The organism is Pseudomonadota bacterium, assembly GCA_038533575.1.
Taxonomy (GTDB): Bacteria; Pseudomonadota; Alphaproteobacteria; order Rhodobacterales; family Rhodobacteraceae; genus Shimia_B.
Window position 1 is genome coordinate 2,189,335 of sequence record JBCAYL010000001.1, and the last position, 16,225, is coordinate 2,205,559.

Here is a 16,225-nt window from a genome sequence, read left to right on the forward strand (position 1 = left end):
GCGACCGCCGCGTTTACGGTATCTCCATTCGCGGGGAAGAGGCTCCCGGGCACCCTTCACCGCGCATCGCGAAAGGATGCAGCCATGAAACAGCACCTCCTCGCCCTTACCGTGGGCATCGCCGCCCTCACCCTCGCCACCGCCGCCAAGAGCCAGCAGAATTGCGCACCCCGTGCTAAAGTGCTCGAGCGCCTGACTTCGGGCTTCGGTGAAACGCGCCAGTCTTCCGGTCTCGCCGCGAACCGCACGCTCGTGGAAATGTATGCCAACGAGGACACTGGCACCTGGACGCTCACCGTCACGCTGCCCAACGGCGCGACCTGCCTCGTGGCCACCGGCCAATCTTTCGAGAGCATGGCGTCCGTCGCCCCGGCCGCCATGGGCCAGCGGCTCTAGCCCGCGGACAGCGCCTGCCAGATGAGCCGCGTGCCCGTGAGCACGAGCAACACATAGGTGATCGCGAAAAAGAGCCGCTCCGGCACGATCCGGTGCGCCACAACCCCGAGCCACGTCCCGAAAAGCGCCACGGGCGCGAGCAAAAGCACCGCGCGCCAGGTGTCGGCCGTGAAGGCGCCCAGCGACGCGTAGGGAATGAATTTCAGGATATTAACCACCCAGAAGATGAGCACCGTCGAGGCCTGGTAGGTCAGCTTGTCGAGCCTCTGGCTCAGCAGGTAGACCGCCACCGGCGGGCCGCCGGCATGGCTCACGAACGAGGTAAAGCCCGCCACCGCCCCCGTCAGGAGCCCCGCGCCCGTACCAAGCGCGCGCGCTGGCGTGGGCACGAGGCCGCGGGACTTCGCGATCTGCCAGGCGACGAAGGCCAGCGCCACCGCGCCGATCAGAAACCGGATCACGTCCGGATCGGCGAACCGAAAGACCGCCACGCCCAGCGCCACTCCCGGCAGCGCGCCCCAAAGGATGCGGATGACATCCCTGCGGCTCCACTTTCCCCAGTAGGTCGGCAGGCTGCCAACATCGATGAGCATGAGCAGCGGCAGCATGAGCCCGAGCGCCAGATCCGGCGGCAGAATGAGGGCCATGACCGCCGCCGAGGCAAAGGACGCCCCCGATCCGAATCCGCCTTTGGAGACGCCCGCAAAGATCACGGCGGGCACGGCGAGCGCGAAGAAGGTCCAGCTGAGCTCAATCACAAAACGGCACTAACCCCTTTGAAACACCCGGCAAATCATGCCGCGGCGCAGCGCACTTGCGCGCCCCGCATACCATAGCCTACACCCCGCGACGCAAGACAACAGCCGGAGACCGCACTTATGGCTCGATCCAAGATCGCCCTCATCGGCGCAGGCAATATCGGTGGCACGCTCGCCCACCTGGCCGCGCTGAAGGAACTGGGGGACGTCGTCCTCTTTGACATCGCAGAGGGCCTCCCCGAGGGCAAAGCGCTCGACATCGCCGAAAGCGGCCCCTCCGAGGGGTTCGACGCCGCGATGTCCGGCACGCAGGACTACGCCGATATCGCGGGGGCCGATGTCTGCATCGTCACCGCTGGCGTGGCGCGCAAGCCCGGCATGAGCCGTGACGATCTCCTGGGCATCAACCTCAAGGTCATGAAATCGGTGGGCGAGGGCATTGCCAAGCACGCCCCGGACGCCTTCGTCATCTGCATCACCAACCCGCTCGACGCCATGGTCTGGGCGCTTCAGAAATTCTCCGGCCTCCCGGCCAACAAGGTCTGCGGCATGGCCGGCGTGCTCGACTCGGCCCGCTTCCGCCACTTCCTGTCGCTCGAGTTCGACGTCTCCATGCGCGATGTCACCGCCTTCGTCCTCGGCGGCCATGGCGACACGATGGTTCCGCTCACGCGCTATTCCACGGTGGCGGGCATCCCGCTCCCCGATCTCGTGCAGATGGGCTGGACGACGCAGGAAAAGCTCGATGAGATCGTGCAGCGCACCCGCGATGGCGGCGCCGAGATCGTGGGCCTCCTGAAAACGGGCTCTGCCTTCTACGCCCCTGCCACCTCCGCCATCGAGATGGCCGAGGCCTACCTTAAGGACCAGAAGCGCCTCCTGCCCTGCGCGGCGGAATGCAACGGCGAATACGGCCTCGACGGCATGTATGTGGGCGTGCCCACCATCATCGGCGCAGGCGGGATCGAGCGCATCGTCGACATCAAGCTCGACAAGGCCGAGAAGGCGATGTTCGACAATTCCGTGGAGGCCGTGAAAGGCCTCGTGGAGGCCTGCAAGGGGATTGACGGCAGCCTCGCATAGCCCCATCGGTGCCCCACGATGAGTTGGGGCACCGTCACACTCGCCGACGAGCCGCTGGAGCTGCTCGTGGCCTTCGCCGCCTGGCACCGGAAGGTGGGGGCGGCGGAAATCCACATCTATCTCGACCGCCCGATTCAGCCTGCCGCCGAGGTCCTCGCGGCCATGCCGGGCGTCGTCGTCACGCCATGTGACGCGGCTTTCTGGGCCGCGCAGGGGGACCGCCCCTTCCTACAGACCCGCCGGCAGGAGATCGTAGCCAACCTCGCCTACCGTGCGAGCGCCGTCGACTGGCTCGCCCATATCGACGCCGACGAGTTCATCATGCCCGAGCCGGGCTTTGCCGCAGAACTCGCCGCCATTCCAGAGGTCATCGCAGGGACGACGCTCCCCGTCATGGAGCGTGTCTGGGAGGCAGCGCAGCCGCCCAAGACGCTCTTCGACGGCTATTTCCGCGTGCCGATCCCCGGCCGCCACGCGCTCAATCGGCATTTCAACGGCAAGGCTGCGCGCTTCCTCTTCCAGGGTTTCGCCTCTCACACCGCCGGCAAGACCCTCGTGCGCACCGGTCGCGAGATCGGCATGGGCATCCACAAGCCCGTGGACCACAAATCGCTGTCGCTCATGAAAACGCAATGCGCACGGCTCTTGCATTTCGACGGGCTCACGCCGTTCCATTGGCTCATCAAGCGCCTGAAATACGCGGCCCTGCCCCATGCCGAGAAACGCATGGACGGTAAAAACACCCGCTGGGCCCAGATGGAGGAGCTGAGCAACTGCGCCTCGCTGGCGGAGGCTGAGACGTTCCAACGGCTCCTCACGACGCTCCCGGAAGATGACATCGCCCGCCTCACCGCCCTGCGGCTCCTCGAGGCCGTCCCGGACTTCTCTCCCGCGGCGGCGCTCCAGGAGATCGCCCCCGGTGCCGAGGTTGATTTTTCGGTGGCCCAGTTCGACGCGCAGATCGCGCACCGCGACCGCGCGTTTCTGGATGCGCTCTCGCTCGCGCCTCAGCTTAAGGCCGGGCCGCGGGAAAGCTGAGGCCGCGCGCGACTCGATCCTGACCCGCTCGGGTCGGAGTACGATGGTACACCGCGCAGCTGTGGCTTTTGCATATCATGTAGCCAATTTTGTGATCACAGCTAAAAAAGTGTGATCACAAATGTCGGGTTTTCCGGTGATGCGACGATTTCCCCCTTAAAATGACGCGCTTGGCATGCATCAACGGATGAAACGACACGTCAAGGACCGCATCCGATGAACATTCACGAGTATCAAGCCAAGGCTCTCCTGCGCAGCTACGGAGCGCCTGTCTCGGACGGACGCGTGGTCCTCAGGGCGGAAGAAGCCAAGACCGCGGCAGGCGAGCTCGACGGTCCGCTCTGGGTGGTGAAGGCGCAGATCCACGCAGGCGGACGCGGCAAGGGCACGTTCAAGGAGGCCGATGCCGGCGACAAGGGCGGCGTGCGCCTCGCGCGTTCGGTGGAAGAAGCCGCCGAGGAAGCCAAGAAGATGCTCGGCCGCACCCTCGTGACCCACCAGACCGGCCCCGCGGGCAAGCAGGTCAACCGCATCTACATCGAGGACGGCTCCGACATCTCCCGCGAGCTCTACCTCGCGCTCCTTGTCGATCGCCAGACCTCGCGCATCTCCTTCGTCTGCTCCACCGAGGGCGGCATGGACATCGAGGAAGTGGCGGCGTCGACGCCCGACAAGATCCTGAGCTTCTCCGTCGATCCGGCCACGGGCTACCAGCCCTACCACGGCCGCCGCATCGCGTTCGCCCTCGGCCTCGACAAGCAGGGCCAGAAGGAGTGCGTGAAGCTCATGGGCATCCTCTACAAGGCCTTCGTCGAGAAGGACATGGAGATGCTCGAGATCAACCCGCTCATCGTGATGGAGAACGGCTCGCTCAAGGTGCTCGACGCCAAGCTCGGCTTCGACGGCAACGCCGTCTACCGCCACGCCGACATCTCCGAGCTGCGCGACACCACCGAAGAGGACCCGAAGGAGCTCGAGGCCTCCAAGTACGATCTCAATTACATCGCCCTCGATGGCGAGATCGGCTGCATGGTCAACGGCGCGGGGCTCGCCATGGCCACGATGGACATCATCAAGCTCTACGGCGCGGAGCCCGCGAACTTCCTCGACGTCGGCGGCGGCGCCACGAAGGAGAAGGTCACCGAGGCCTTCAAGATCATCACGTCGGATCCCAACGTGAAGGGCATCCTCGTCAACATCTTCGGCGGCATCATGCGCTGTGACGTCATCGCCGAGGGCGTGGTCGCGGCGGTGAAGGAGGTGGGTCTGCAAGTCCCGCTCGTCGTCCGCCTCGAGGGTACGAATGTCGAGAAGGGCAAGGAGATCATCAATTCCTCCGGGCTCGACGTCATCGCCGCCGACAATCTCAGGGACGGCGCCGAAAAGATCGTGAAGGCGGTGAAAGGGTAGCCGCGGTGGCCGGGCGCGCGCCCGGCACGCGCCTCGTGGAAGGTGAAGAGTGATGCTTCGAAGGCTGGCCATCGCCGCACTTACGCTCAGCGCCCCGGGGGCGCTGGCGTCGGATACGGCCTTGCGCGCGTTCTCAGAGAACTGCTTCTCGCCCTTCATGACCGCAGCGCGGGCCGACGCGGTCCTGCCAGAGCGGCACGATTTCTACGACCTGCGCCCCTTCCGCCCCTCCAATCCCGTCTCCCCGCCCGAGGGCCGCGCGGCAACGCCAGGCACCGACCGCCGCTGCGAAGTGGCCTTTGACGGCCGCGACGTGGAGGCCGGGATGGCCGCCGTGGCCGAGGCGCTCGCCCGGGAGGGCATCGCCACCGAAGCCGCCGTCCCCGCAGGCTTTCCGCTGATCGCGGGCACCGAATTCGCCGCCGCGCGGCAGCTCAACCCGCGCCGCATTGCGGTCGTGCAGGTGGGCACGCGTCCCGGGCCCAACGGCCCCGAAACATTTCTCAACGTGGAGCGGCTCGACCCGCTGCCCTGACCGAAGACCAAAGCCAAGGAAACAAGATGTCCGTACTCATCGACAAGCACACGAAGGTGATCTGCCAGGGGCTCACCGGCTCCCAGGGCACCTTCCACACCGAGCAGGCCATCGCCTACGGCACGCAAATGGTCGGTGGGGTGACCCCGGGCAAAGGCGGGATGGAGCATCTGGGCCTGCCGGTCTTCGACAGCGTCCACGAGGCCAAGCATGCCACCGAGGCCAATGCGAGCGTGATCTACGTGCCTCCGCCCTTCGCCGCGGACTCGATCCTCGAGGCGATCGACGCGGAGATGGAGCTCATCGTCTGCATCACCGAAGGCATCCCCGTCCTCGATATGATGCGCGTGAAGCGCGCGCTCATGGACAGCGCCTCGACGCTGGTGGGCCCGAACTGTCCGGGCGTCATCACGCCCGATGCCTGCAAGATCGGGATCATGCCGGGCCATATCCACAAGCGCGGCTCCGTGGGCGTGGTCTCGCGCTCGGGCACGCTGACCTACGAGGCGGTGAAGCAGACGACCGATGTGGGTCTCGGGCAGAGCACCTGCGTGGGCATCGGCGGCGACCCGATCAAGGGGACCGAGCATATCGACGTCCTCGAATGGTTCCTCGCTGATGACGAGACGCAGAGCATCATCATGATCGGCGAGATCGGCGGCTCCGCCGAGGAGGAGGCAGCCCAATTTCTCAAGGACGAGGCCAAGCGCGGGCGCTCGAAGCCTACCGCTGGCTTCATCGCCGGCCGCACCGCACCTCCGGGCCGCCGCATGGGCCATGCCGGTGCCATCGTCGCCGGCGGCAAGGGCGGCGCCGAGGACAAGATCGAAGCCATGCAATCCGCGGGCATCGTCGTCGCCGAAAGCCCGGCGGGCCTCGGCGAGGCCGTGCTCGAGGCGATCGGGTAGTCCGGTGGGCGAGGCCGGAGCGAAAGCCGTTTCGAAACGCCTTTACCCTGGCCGCGCCCCATGCGCCACAACTCGAACTCGCAAGGAAGAGACAACATGACCGAACACTCCCCCAACGATCAGTTCCACGCCTCCTCCTTCATGCAGGGGCACAACGCGGCCTATCTCGAACAGCTCTACGCGCAATACGCCGCCGACCCCGCGGCGGTGGACGCGGCCTGGGCCGAGTTCTTCGCGGGGATGGGCGATGGCGAACTAGATGTGAAGCGGGAGGCCGAGGGCCCCTCCTGGGCGCGGCGCGACTGGCCGCCGATGCCCAACGACGATCTCACCGGCGCGCTTACCGGTGAATACCCCGCCGCGGCCGAGGGTGCCGCGGTGGCACAGAAGATCTCCGCGAAGGCCAAGGAGAGCAAGATCGAGGTCTCCGACGACCAGATCAAGCGGGCCGTTCTCGATAGCATGCGCGCGCTGATGATCATCCGCGCCTACCGCATCCGGGGGCACCTCGCGGCCGATCTCGATCCGCTCGGCATGCGCGCCGAGGAGCCCCACCCCGAGCTCGAGCCTGCCAACTATGGCTTCACCGAGGCCGACATGGACCGGCCCATCTTCCTCGACAACGTGCTCGGTCTCATGACCGCCTCCATGCGCCAGATCATGGAGATCGTGAAGCGCACCTATTGCGGCACCTTCGCGCTCCAGTACATGCACATCTCTAACCCGGAAGAGGCGCAGTGGCTCAAGGAACGGATCGAGGGGCTGGGCAAGGAGGTCCAGTTCACCCGCGAGGGCCGCAAGGCCATCCTCAACAAGATGGTTCAGGCCGAGGGCTTCGAGAAGTTCCTCCATGTCAAATATATGGGCACCAAGCGCTTTGGCCTCGACGGGGGCGAGGCGCTCATCCCCGCCATGGAGCAGGTGATCAAGCGCGGCGGCGCGCTTGGCGTGCGTGACATCGTCATCGGCATGCCCCATCGCGGGCGCCTCAACGTGCTCGCCAACGTCATGGGCAAGCCCTACCGGGCGATCTTCAACGAGTTCCAGGGCGGCTCCTTCAAGCCCGAGGATGTCGACGGTTCGGGCGACGTCAAATACCACCTCGGCGCGTCGTCGGACCGCGAGTTCGACGGCAACACCGTCCACCTGTCGCTCACGGCGAACCCCTCGCACCTCGAGGCGGTGAACCCGGTCGTTCTCGGCAAGTCCCGCGCCAAGCAGGATCAGAACCACGACACGACGCGCAATTCCTGTCTGCCCGTGCTTCTCCACGGCGACGCGGCCTTCGCGGGCCAGGGCGTCGTGGCCGAGTGCTTCCAGATGGGCGGCATCAAGGGCCACCGCACGGGCGGCACGATGCACATCGTCGTCAACAACCAGATCGGCTTCACGACCGCGCCGCATTTCTCGCGGTCCTCGCCCTACTGCACAGACATCGCGCTTATGGTGGAGGCCCCGATCTTCCACGTGAATGGCGACGACCCCGAGGCCGTGACCCACGCCGCCAAGGTGGCGACCGAGTTCCGGCAGAAATTCCACAAGGACGTCGTCATCGACATCATCTGCTACCGCCGCTTCGGTCACAACGAGGGGGATGAGCCGATGTTCACCAACCCTCTCATGTACAAGAAGATCAAGCAGCAGAAGACGACGCTCACCCTCTACACCGAACGCCTCGTGCGCGACGGGCTCATCCCCGAGGGCGAGATCGAGGACATGAAGACCGCCTTCCAGGCCGAGCTCAACGAGGAGTTCGAATCCGGCAAGGACTACAAGCCAAACAAGGCCGACTGGCTCGACGGGCGCTGGTCCCACATCGACCGTCAGAAGCAGGGCAAGTACCAGCGCGGCAAGACCGCCATCAAGGAAGCGACCTTCGACGAGGTCGCGGGGGCGCTCACGCGCCTGCCCGAGGGCTTCACCGTCCACAAGACCGTGCAGCGGATGCTCGACACCAAGAAGCGTCTCCTCGAGGAGGGCGACGGGATCGACTGGGCCACGGGCGAGGCTCTCGCCTTTGGATCGCTAATGACCGAGGGCTTCCCGGTGCGCCTCGCGGGCCAGGACAGCACCCGCGGGACTTTCTCACAGCGCCATTCCGGCCTCGTGAACCAGGACACCGAGGAGCGCTACTACCCGCTCGCCCACATCCGCGAGGGCCAGGCGCACTACGAGGTCATCGACTCGATGCTCTCAGAATACGCCGTGCTCGGCTTCGAATATGGCTACTCCCTCGCCGAGCCCAACGCGCTTACGCTCTGGGAGGCGCAGTTCGGCGACTTTGCCAACGGCGCCCAGATCATGTTCGACCAGTTCATCTCGTCCGGTGAGTCGAAATGGCTGCGCATGTCCGGGCTCGTCTGCCTCCTGCCCCACGGCTACGAGGGCCAGGGCCCGGAGCATTCCTCCGCGCGCCTCGAGCGCTTCCTGCAGATGTGCGGCCAGGACAACATGATCGTGGCCAATTGCACGACGCCCGCGAACTACTTCCACATCCTGCGGCGACAGCTGCACCGCGATTTCCGCAAGCCGCTCATCCTGATGACGCCGAAATCGCTGCTGCGTCACAAGCTGGCCGTGTCGAAGAAGGAAGACTTCATCGAAGGCTCCTCCTTCCACCGCGTCCTCTGGGACGATGCGGAATACGGCCACAGCGACACCGAGCTCGTGGCCGATGACAAGATCAAGCGCGTGGTGATGTGCTCGGGCAAGGTCTACTACGACCTTCTGGAAGAGCGCGATGCCCGCGGCATCGACGACATCTACCTGATGCGCTTCGAGCAGTTCTATCCGTTCCCGGCGCAGTCCGTGGTCAAGGAGCTCGAGCGCTTCAAGTCGGCCGAGATGATCTGGTGCCAGGAAGAGCCCAAGAACCAGGGCGGCTACAGCTTCATCGACCCCAATCTCGAATGGGTGCTCGGGCGCATCAAGGCCAAGCATCCCCGCGTGCGCTATGTCGGGCGCGCCACCTCGGCGTCGCCTGCCACCGGCCTCGCCTCCACCCACAAGAAACAGCAAGCCGACCTCGTCGACGAAGCTCTGACCCTCAAGGACTAGAGAAGCCATGTCTACCGAAGTTCGAGTGCCCACCTTGGGCGAAAGCGTCACCGAAGCCACCGTCGCCACGTGGTTCAAGAAGCCGGGCGATGCCGTCGCCGTGGACGAAATGCTCTGCGAGCTCGAAACCGACAAGGTGACGGTGGAAGTGCCCTCACCCGCGGCGGGCACGCTGGGCGAGATCGTCGCCGGAGAGGGCGAGACGGTGGGCGTCGACGCGCTCCTCGCTCAGATCTCCGATGGCGGCGAGGCCGCGCCTTCCAAGGGGGCACCAAAGGCCGACGCCGCCCCGAAGGCCCAGGCCGGCAGCTCCAGCGGCGGCGGTGCGACGATCGACATCATGGTGCCCACGCTGGGTGAGAGCGTCACCGAGGCCACCGTGAGCACCTGGTACAAGAAGCCGGGCGATCCCGTGGAAGCCGACGAAATGCTCCTCGAGCTCGAGACCGACAAAGTGAGCGTCGAAGTGCCCGCACCCGCCTCGGGCGTGCTTGGCGAAATCCTCGCCGAGGAAGGCGCGACGGTGCAGGCCGATGCCAAGCTGGGGACCATGTCCTCGGGCGACGGCGCAGGCGCCGCTGCCTCGAGCAGCGCGGAGGCTCCCGCAAAACCCGCGGCGCAAGCGCCCGCACCGGCAGCCGCCAACGGCGCCGGTCGCACGGATGTCGAACACGCGCCCTCCGCGCAGAAGATGATGGCCGAGAAAGGCCTCTCCGCCTCCGACGTCACGGGCACGGGCCGCGACGGCCGCATCATGAAAGAGGACGTCATGCGCGCCGAGGCGCGGCCCGCCGCCAAGGCCGAGGCCCCTGCGCCCGCGCCGATGCCGCGCGCGCCCGTGCCGGCGGACGATGCCGCGCGCGAAGAGCGCGTCAAGATGACGAAGCTCCGCCAGACCATCGCCAAGCGTCTGAAGGACAGCCAGAACACCGCCGCCATGCTCACCACCTACAACGAGGTGGACATGACCGAGACGATGGCGCTTCGGAAGGAGTACAAGGACCTCTTCGAGAAGAAGCACGGCGTCCGCCTCGGCTTCATGTCCTTCTTTACGAAGGCCTGCTGCCACGCGCTCAAAGAGGTGCCCGAGGTCAACGCGGAGATCGACGGGACGGATATCGTCTACAAGAACTTCGTCCACATGGGCATCGCCGCGGGCACGCCGCAGGGCCTCGTCGTGCCCGTGATCCGGGACGCGGACTCCATGAGCTTCGCCCAGATCGAGAAGGCCATCGCCGAGAAAGGCGCCCGCGCTCGCGACGGCAAGCTCTCAATGGCCGAGATGCAGGGCGGCACGTTCACGATCTCCAATGGCGGCGTCTACGGCTCGCTCATGTCCTCGCCCATCCTCAACCCGCCGCAATCCGGCATCCTCGGGATGCACAAGATCCAGGACCGCGTGATGGTTATCAACGGTGAGATGAAGATCCGCCCGATGATGTACCTCGCGCTCAGCTACGACCACCGCATCGTCGACGGCAAAGGCGCTGTGACGTTCCTCGTCCGCGTGAAAGAGGCGCTGGAGGATCCCCGTCGGTTACTGATGGATCTCTAACGGTAAAACTGAGATGCGGCTTCTTTTTCTGCAGTTCTATGAAGGTTTTCTTGCCCTCAGAGACAGGGATTCGCGAAGTGAACGCGCGTATCTTGCGGCTGTGAGCGCTTTCGAGCGCTCACGGTACAAACAGACATTGAGGCATTTTGACAACCTTAATTCAAAGGCGGCGGCACTACTTACACACATCTCTGTGATGATCGCTGTCACTGCTTTTGTTTTTTATTTTCTTTACCCTAACCGTCAAGAAGTTGATGTCTGGGGATGGCTTATTCTCTCGGAGATGGTGTCTTATATCCTTTTGACGCTTCCATGTGTTGCTCCGCTTTATGTCACCAATTTCTATTCATTCGATTTGAAGCGTCTCTCCACCAAAACGCCGGTTAGAGATGGGCTGTTGGAGGCTTACGTACGACGTCGAAATTGCTTCTACATTTCCTACTTTGGCTGCATCCTCTTTACTATTTTCTTTGCATTAACAGTCCTTGGAAAATTGCTCTTTGGAAGTGCTTGACGAATTTTAATGACCTTCCTTCCCGCCATCACCGCCCGCCGCGCCTTCCGGCTGCCAGGCTACACGACCCTCGCGGAGGCGGGGTTCGATGGCGACTATGTCTCTCCGATTCAGCTTACCTCCGGCAATCCGGAGGGGCCGATGCTGATGAGCAAGGACTGGCTCGATGCGCCCTCGGCCATGGCCAATCACGCCAAGCTCAGCCGCACGGGATACCTGCCGCACATCCCCTTCAATCGGGTCATCGACAAGGCGCTCGCGCTCATCGGGCTCAAGCGATCAGATATCTACATCGCCCCCATCTTCTGTCTCCTGCCGCCGCGGCGCTCGCATCCGCTGCCCGCGGCCCATGCGCGGGCGAGCTTCGAGGCCGTCACGCGCCTCGAACTCAACGGCCGCCGCCCCGTCGCTGCGGGCAATGACAGCGCACGCGTGCTTCGCCATTTCGGCGTGCCGCACATCGCCACATGCCACCCCTCCGCCCGCGGCCTATCTTTCGATGCCCGGGCCGAGCGTATCGCGGAGGCCCTGAGCGCAGCATGAAGGCAAGGCATGACACCCAGCCTCTCGGAAGCACAATCGCGGGCCACGGAGATGGGCCTGACGGCGGCCAAGGCGGAGATCGCGGAGGCCATGCGGGCCGATCCCGCCCGGCTCGTGCAGGCGCTCTTTCTGCTGCCGCTCGCCTCCGCCGCGCTCGCGGCGGTGACGGTTTCGTTCTGGGCTCTCCTCCTCGCCCTCCCGCTGGCAGCCGCATGTGCCGAGCGCGCGCTGCCCATGCGCCGCTATTTCATCGCGTTCTCGCCGCGCAACGGCTTCCCGCGCAACCTGCCCGCCTTCGCGCGCTGGGCTGCGCTCTACTCGGGCGTCATGCTCGTGATGATCGTGCTGCCCCCCGCGCTTCCGGCCGCGGCGCGCTGGGGCATCTGGGTCGCGCTGGCGGCGGGATCACTGGCCTTTCCCCTCGCCAAGGCCACGCTCCGCGCCCGGCAGGTCTGGCGCAACGATCCCTGAGGTCCATGCGTTGGGAGGGTCCACACGAACTGGAGCCCGACCCCATGACCGACACATTGCCGACCCACGTGAAAGCCGACGCCCCGACCGCGAAAGAATGGCATGACCCCGCGCGCGGCGACGTGCGCTTCTTCACCGTCATCGACGCCGACTACGGCCCCACGGAGGCCGTCGTACAGGGCGTGGCCCATATCGAGCCCGGCGACGAGGAAAAGCCCCATCACCACGAGATCGCCGAGACGATCTTTGTCCTCGACGGCGCGGGCACGGCGCAGGTGGGCGACAAGATGCTGATGCTCTCGAAGGGCGACACCGTCTTTGTCCCAGCGGGCATGACCCACGGCTGGAAGGCCGCCGGCGACGCCCCGCTCCGCTTTCTCTTCACCTTCCCGGCCGACCGCTTCGAAGAGGTGGCCTATCACTTCAGAGAGGCCGCATGACTCCGGAACTGACAGCGCTCGTCCTCGCCGCGCTCCTGCAGGTGGCGCAATTCGCGCTCATGAGCGTGGCCGCCAACCGGGACCTCGGCCCGGCCAAGACGATGTCTCCGCGCGACGCCTCCCGCCTCGGCGGGTCGCTGGAGACCCAGCTGTCGGACAAGCCCGCCCGGCTCTTCCGGGCGTTCAACAACCACTTCGAGGGGCTGATCCTCTTTTCGATCGCCTGCGTGGTGATCCATGTCTCGGGGCAGAGCGGCGGCTTCACCGTCGCCTGCGCCTATGCCTATCTCGCGGCCCGCGTGGCCTATATCCCCGCCTACTATTTCGGCCTGGCCCCCTGGCGGTCGATCATCTGGTTCGCCGGGTTCACGGCCACCGTGCTCATGCTACTCTCGGCGCTGATATGAGCGCTCTTTCCCGCAAAACGGCCCTATGCCCGGTGCCAGGGATGCGTACGCCAACTGTACGCACCGTGTATCGCTATTTTGGCCTGTCTGACCGCCCTCAACCGCAAGAGGTTTCCCATGGCATCCTATGATGTGATCGTAATCGGCTCCGGCCCCGGTGGCTATGTCTGCGCCATCCGCTGCGCGCAGCTCGGCCTCAAAACGGCCTGTGTCGAGGGCCGCGAAACGCTGGGCGGCACCTGCCTCAACGTCGGCTGCATCCCCTCGAAGGCCTTGCTCCACGCCACCCACCAGCTCCACGAAGCGGAGCACAATTTCGCCGAGATGGGGCTCAAGGGTAAAAGCCCCTCGGTGGATTGGAAACAGATGCTGTCCTACAAGTCGAAGACCATCGGGCAGAACACCCAGGGCATCGAATTCCTGTTCAAGAAGAACAAGATAGACTGGATCAAGGGCTGGGGCTCCATCCCCGAGGCGGGCAAGGTGAAGGTGGGTGACGAGGTCCACGAGGCCAAGCACATCGTCATCGCCACGGGCTCGGAAGCGGCCTCGCTGCCCGGCATCGAGATCGATGAGAAGGTGGTGGTGACTTCCACGGGCGCGCTCGAGCTGCCCAAGGTCCCCAAGAAGATGGTGGTGATCGGCGCGGGCGTGATCGGGCTCGAGCTCGGCTCGGTCTACACACGGCTCGGGAGCGAGGTCCACGTGATCGAGTTCCTCGACCACATCACCCCCGGCATGGATGCGGAGGTCTCGAAGACCTTCCAAAAACTGCTGACGAAACAGGGGCTGAGCTTCACCCTCGGTGCGGCGGTGCAAAAGGTCGACGCGACGAAAACCAAGGCGAAAGTGACCTACAAGCTGCGCAAGGATGAGAGCGAACACACCGTCGACGCCGACGTCGTGCTCGTGGCCACGGGGCGCAAACCCTATACCGACGGCCTCGGCCTCGACGCGCTCGGCGTCAAGATATCGGAGCGCGGCCAGATCGAGACCGACGATCAATGGCGCACGAACGTGGACGGCATCTTCGCCATCGGGGACGCCATCAAGGGCCCCATGCTCGCACACAAGGCCGAAGATGAGGGCATGGCCGCCGCGGAGGTCATCGCCGGGCAGCACGGGCATGTGAATTACGGCGTCATCCCGGGCGTGATCTATACCCATCCCGAGGTGGCCAATGTGGGCCACACCGAGGAGAGCCTGAAGGAGGCGGGCCATGCCTACAAGGCGGGCAAGTTCTCCTTCATGGGCAATGGTCGCGCGAAGGCTAATTTCGCCGCCGACGGCTTCGTCAAGATCCTCGCCGACGCGGAGACCGACCGCATCCTAGGCGCTCACATCGTGGGACCCATGGCGGGGGATCTCATCCACGAGATCTGCGTGGCCATGGAATTCGGCGCCGCCGCCGAGGATCTGGCGCGCACCTGCCACGCTCACCCCACCTATTCGGAAGCCGTCCGCGAGGCGGCGCTCGCCTGCGGGGATGGCCCCATTCACATGTGAGCCAACGGCGGCGCCACGAATTTTTGCAAAAATCCGTGTCCGCCCTCAGGTGGCGAGCATGCGAAGGCCCTGGGTGACATCGGTGCGCACCGCGAGCCGCAGCCCGGGCTCGTCCCCGGCCTTGAGCGCGGCGAGGATGATGCGGTGCTGCACCGGGCCTTCGGTCCGCTTCAACTTCCCGTAGAGCGCGCGCATCGTGGGCCCGAGCTGGAGCCAGACCGTCTCCGCCATGGCCAGCATCGCGGGGGCCTGTGCGCGCAGGTAAAGCGTCCGGTGAAACTCGAGATTGGTACGGATGTAGCCCACCGCGTCCTTGCGCGCGATGGCTTGCCCCACGGAGGTGTTGATCGTCTGCAGCCGCTCCACGAGCGCGAGATGCGCCCGTGGCAAGGCCCGGCTCGACAGCTCCGTCTCGATGAGAGCGCGAAGCGACGCGAGCTCCTCGATCCGCTCGTTTGAGAGCTCCGGCGTCGACACGCGACCGGAGGCCGAGAGCACAAGCGCGCCCTCCGCCGTCAGCCGCCGCAGTGCTTCGCGCGCGGGCGTCATCGAGACGTCGAATTCCTTCGCGATCCCGCGCAGGGTGAGCGCCTCCCCCGGGGCCAGTTCGCCGTGCATGATGCGTGTCCGCAGCGCGCGGTAGACCTTGTCGTGGGCGGCCGTGCCCGGCAGCTCGGGGCGGGGTGAGATCAACATGGGCCGTATCAAGCGCAGATCGATCCGCGTCAGTCCAGCACGATCCTCTGCAGCGCCCCGCCATGGCGCTTGAGCCAGCTCTTGTGGAGCGCGTAGTCGGGCATCAGCCCCGCCACCGTGCCCCAGAACGCGGGCGAATGGTTCATCTCCCTGAGATGGGAGACCTCATGTGCTGCCACGTAATCGAGCACCTCGGGCGGCGCCATGGCCAGCCGCCAGGAATACATGAGCGACCCCGCGGCAGAGCAGGAGCCCCACCGCGAGCGGGTATCGCGCAACGTCAGCCGGGTGTAGCGGACGCCCAGCGCGGCGGCGTATCTGTCCGATGCCTCGGCAAGCCGCGCCCGGGCCTCGAGCTTCAGGTAGGCTGCCACGGCCCGCCCCGGGGCCTCCGCGGCCCGTTGGGGAACGAGCAGGGCATCGCCCTCGAGCCGGGGCGCCCGCGTGGCTGCGGCCTCCACGCGCCGGGCCCGCCCGAAGACAGGCACCTCGTCGCCCAGCGCCAGCGGGCGCTGCTCACCCGCCTCGCCCACATGACGCAGGAGCCAGCCGCGCTTCTGACGCGCGAAATCGAGCGCCTCGCCCGCAGCGACGCCCCGGGGGACGGTCAACGTCACGCGCCCGTCCCGCGCGCCCACGCGCAGTGTGAGCCGACGCGCGCGGGCATTGCGTCTGATCTCCACTTCAATGGGAGGCTCACCGTCCAGAATGTGCCGCTCGCTCATGACTGCCCTGCTCTTTTGCCCAGTATGGCCCGCCCGGCCCCGGCCCGGAAGAGCGCAAGAGACCCTGCGGCCTTGCAACACCTCTCGACCCGCGCCATATCCAGCGCTCGACGCCGCGCCATTTGACACCCTCCGTGCCCTATGGCAGTGCGCGCCATCCGAGGATTCCGGTTGAGGAAGGGA

General features: G+C 65.7%; 17 protein-coding genes. 14 read left to right on the forward strand and 3 right to left on the reverse strand.

Features of this window, described 5'->3' with window-relative positions; translation table 11 throughout:
• Positions 1–84 precede the first annotated feature (84 nt).
• The gene (locus tag AAFM92_11095; protein MEL7300919.1) at positions 85–396 is read left to right on the forward strand and encodes a hypothetical protein; all 312 of its coding nucleotides are present in this window, start codon (positions 85–87) and stop codon (positions 394–396) included.
• Here AAFM92_11095 and AAFM92_11100 read toward each other — a convergent pair.
• Positions 393–1,154 carry a sulfite exporter TauE/SafE family protein gene (locus AAFM92_11100; protein ID MEL7300920.1) on the reverse strand — a complete coding sequence of 254 codons (762 nt, stop codon included), beginning with the start codon at positions 1,152–1,154 and terminating at the stop codon, positions 393–395. The two genes, AAFM92_11095 and AAFM92_11100, sit on opposite strands and share 4 nt — an antisense overlap.
• 120 nt (positions 1,155–1,274) lie before the next feature.
• On the opposite strand from AAFM92_11100, the gene mdh reads away from it, so the two are divergent.
• From mdh to lpdA, 13 genes are all read left to right on the forward strand, one after another.
• Positions 1,275–2,237, forward strand: a complete 963-nt coding sequence (gene mdh / locus AAFM92_11105; GenBank protein MEL7300921.1) for a malate dehydrogenase — start codon at positions 1,275–1,277, stop codon at positions 2,235–2,237.
• A gap of 18 nt (positions 2,238–2,255) precedes the next feature.
• Positions 2,256–3,275 carry a glycosyltransferase family 2 protein gene (locus tag AAFM92_11110; GenBank protein ID MEL7300922.1) on the forward strand — a complete coding sequence of 340 codons (1,020 nt, stop codon included), beginning with the start codon at positions 2,256–2,258 and terminating at the stop codon, positions 3,273–3,275.
• 216 nt (positions 3,276–3,491) lie between these two features.
• Positions 3,492–4,685: an ADP-forming succinate--CoA ligase subunit beta gene (sucC, locus tag AAFM92_11115; protein MEL7300923.1), complete on the forward strand. Its 1,194-nt coding sequence runs from the start codon at positions 3,492–3,494 to the stop codon at positions 4,683–4,685.
• A gap of 52 nt (positions 4,686–4,737) precedes the next feature.
• Entirely contained in the window at positions 4,738–5,220 is a 483-nt protein-coding gene (locus AAFM92_11120) for a succinyl-CoA synthetase subunit beta (GenBank protein MEL7300924.1), read from the forward strand.
• A gap of 26 nt (positions 5,221–5,246) precedes the next feature.
• Positions 5,247–6,128, forward strand: coding sequence for a succinate--CoA ligase subunit alpha (gene sucD, locus AAFM92_11125; GenBank protein MEL7300925.1), 882 nt, complete (start codon positions 5,247–5,249; stop codon positions 6,126–6,128).
• Between the two features lie 96 nt (positions 6,129–6,224).
• Complete coding sequence (locus AAFM92_11130; GenBank protein MEL7300926.1) at positions 6,225–9,185, forward strand: 2-oxoglutarate dehydrogenase E1 component; 2,961 nt, start codon at positions 6,225–6,227, stop codon at positions 9,183–9,185.
• 7 nt (positions 9,186–9,192) lie between these two features.
• On the forward strand, positions 9,193–10,740 hold the full coding sequence (odhB, locus tag AAFM92_11135; GenBank protein MEL7300927.1) for a 2-oxoglutarate dehydrogenase complex dihydrolipoyllysine-residue succinyltransferase: 1,548 nt from the start codon (positions 9,193–9,195) through the stop codon (positions 10,738–10,740).
• A gap of 13 nt (positions 10,741–10,753) precedes the next feature.
• Complete coding sequence (locus tag AAFM92_11140; GenBank protein MEL7300928.1) at positions 10,754–11,254, forward strand: hypothetical protein; 501 nt, start codon at positions 10,754–10,756, stop codon at positions 11,252–11,254.
• A gap of 9 nt (positions 11,255–11,263) precedes the next feature.
• Positions 11,264–11,797, forward strand: a complete 534-nt coding sequence (locus tag AAFM92_11145; protein ID MEL7300929.1) for a hypothetical protein — start codon at positions 11,264–11,266, stop codon at positions 11,795–11,797.
• A 9-nt stretch (positions 11,798–11,806) separates the two neighbouring features.
• Entirely contained in the window at positions 11,807–12,268 is a 462-nt protein-coding gene (locus tag AAFM92_11150; GenBank protein ID MEL7300930.1) for a hypothetical protein, read from the forward strand.
• A 44-nt stretch (positions 12,269–12,312) separates the two neighbouring features.
• A complete protein-coding gene (locus AAFM92_11155) occupies positions 12,313–12,708 on the forward strand; it encodes a cupin domain-containing protein (GenBank protein ID MEL7300931.1) in 396 nt (131 codons plus the stop codon).
• Entirely contained in the window at positions 12,705–13,115 is a 411-nt protein-coding gene (locus tag AAFM92_11160; GenBank protein ID MEL7300932.1) for an MAPEG family protein, read from the forward strand. Before AAFM92_11155 ends, AAFM92_11160 begins: the two co-directional genes overlap by 4 nt.
• Positions 13,116–13,232: 117 nt before the next feature.
• Positions 13,233–14,621 carry a dihydrolipoyl dehydrogenase gene (lpdA, locus tag AAFM92_11165; GenBank protein ID MEL7300933.1) on the forward strand — a complete coding sequence of 463 codons (1,389 nt, stop codon included), beginning with the start codon at positions 13,233–13,235 and terminating at the stop codon, positions 14,619–14,621.
• Positions 14,622–14,666: 45 nt separating this feature from the next.
• On the opposite strand, the gene AAFM92_11170 is transcribed toward lpdA, so the two are convergent.
• Together AAFM92_11170 and AAFM92_11175 are read right to left on the reverse strand one after the other, a co-directional pair.
• Entirely contained in the window at positions 14,667–15,317 is a 651-nt protein-coding gene (locus AAFM92_11170; protein MEL7300934.1) for a GntR family transcriptional regulator, read from the reverse strand.
• Positions 15,318–15,346: 29 nt separating this feature from the next.
• Positions 15,347–16,042, reverse strand: coding sequence for a SprT family zinc-dependent metalloprotease (locus AAFM92_11175; GenBank protein ID MEL7300935.1), 696 nt, complete (start codon positions 16,040–16,042; stop codon positions 15,347–15,349).
• Positions 16,043–16,225: the final 183 nt, after the last annotated feature.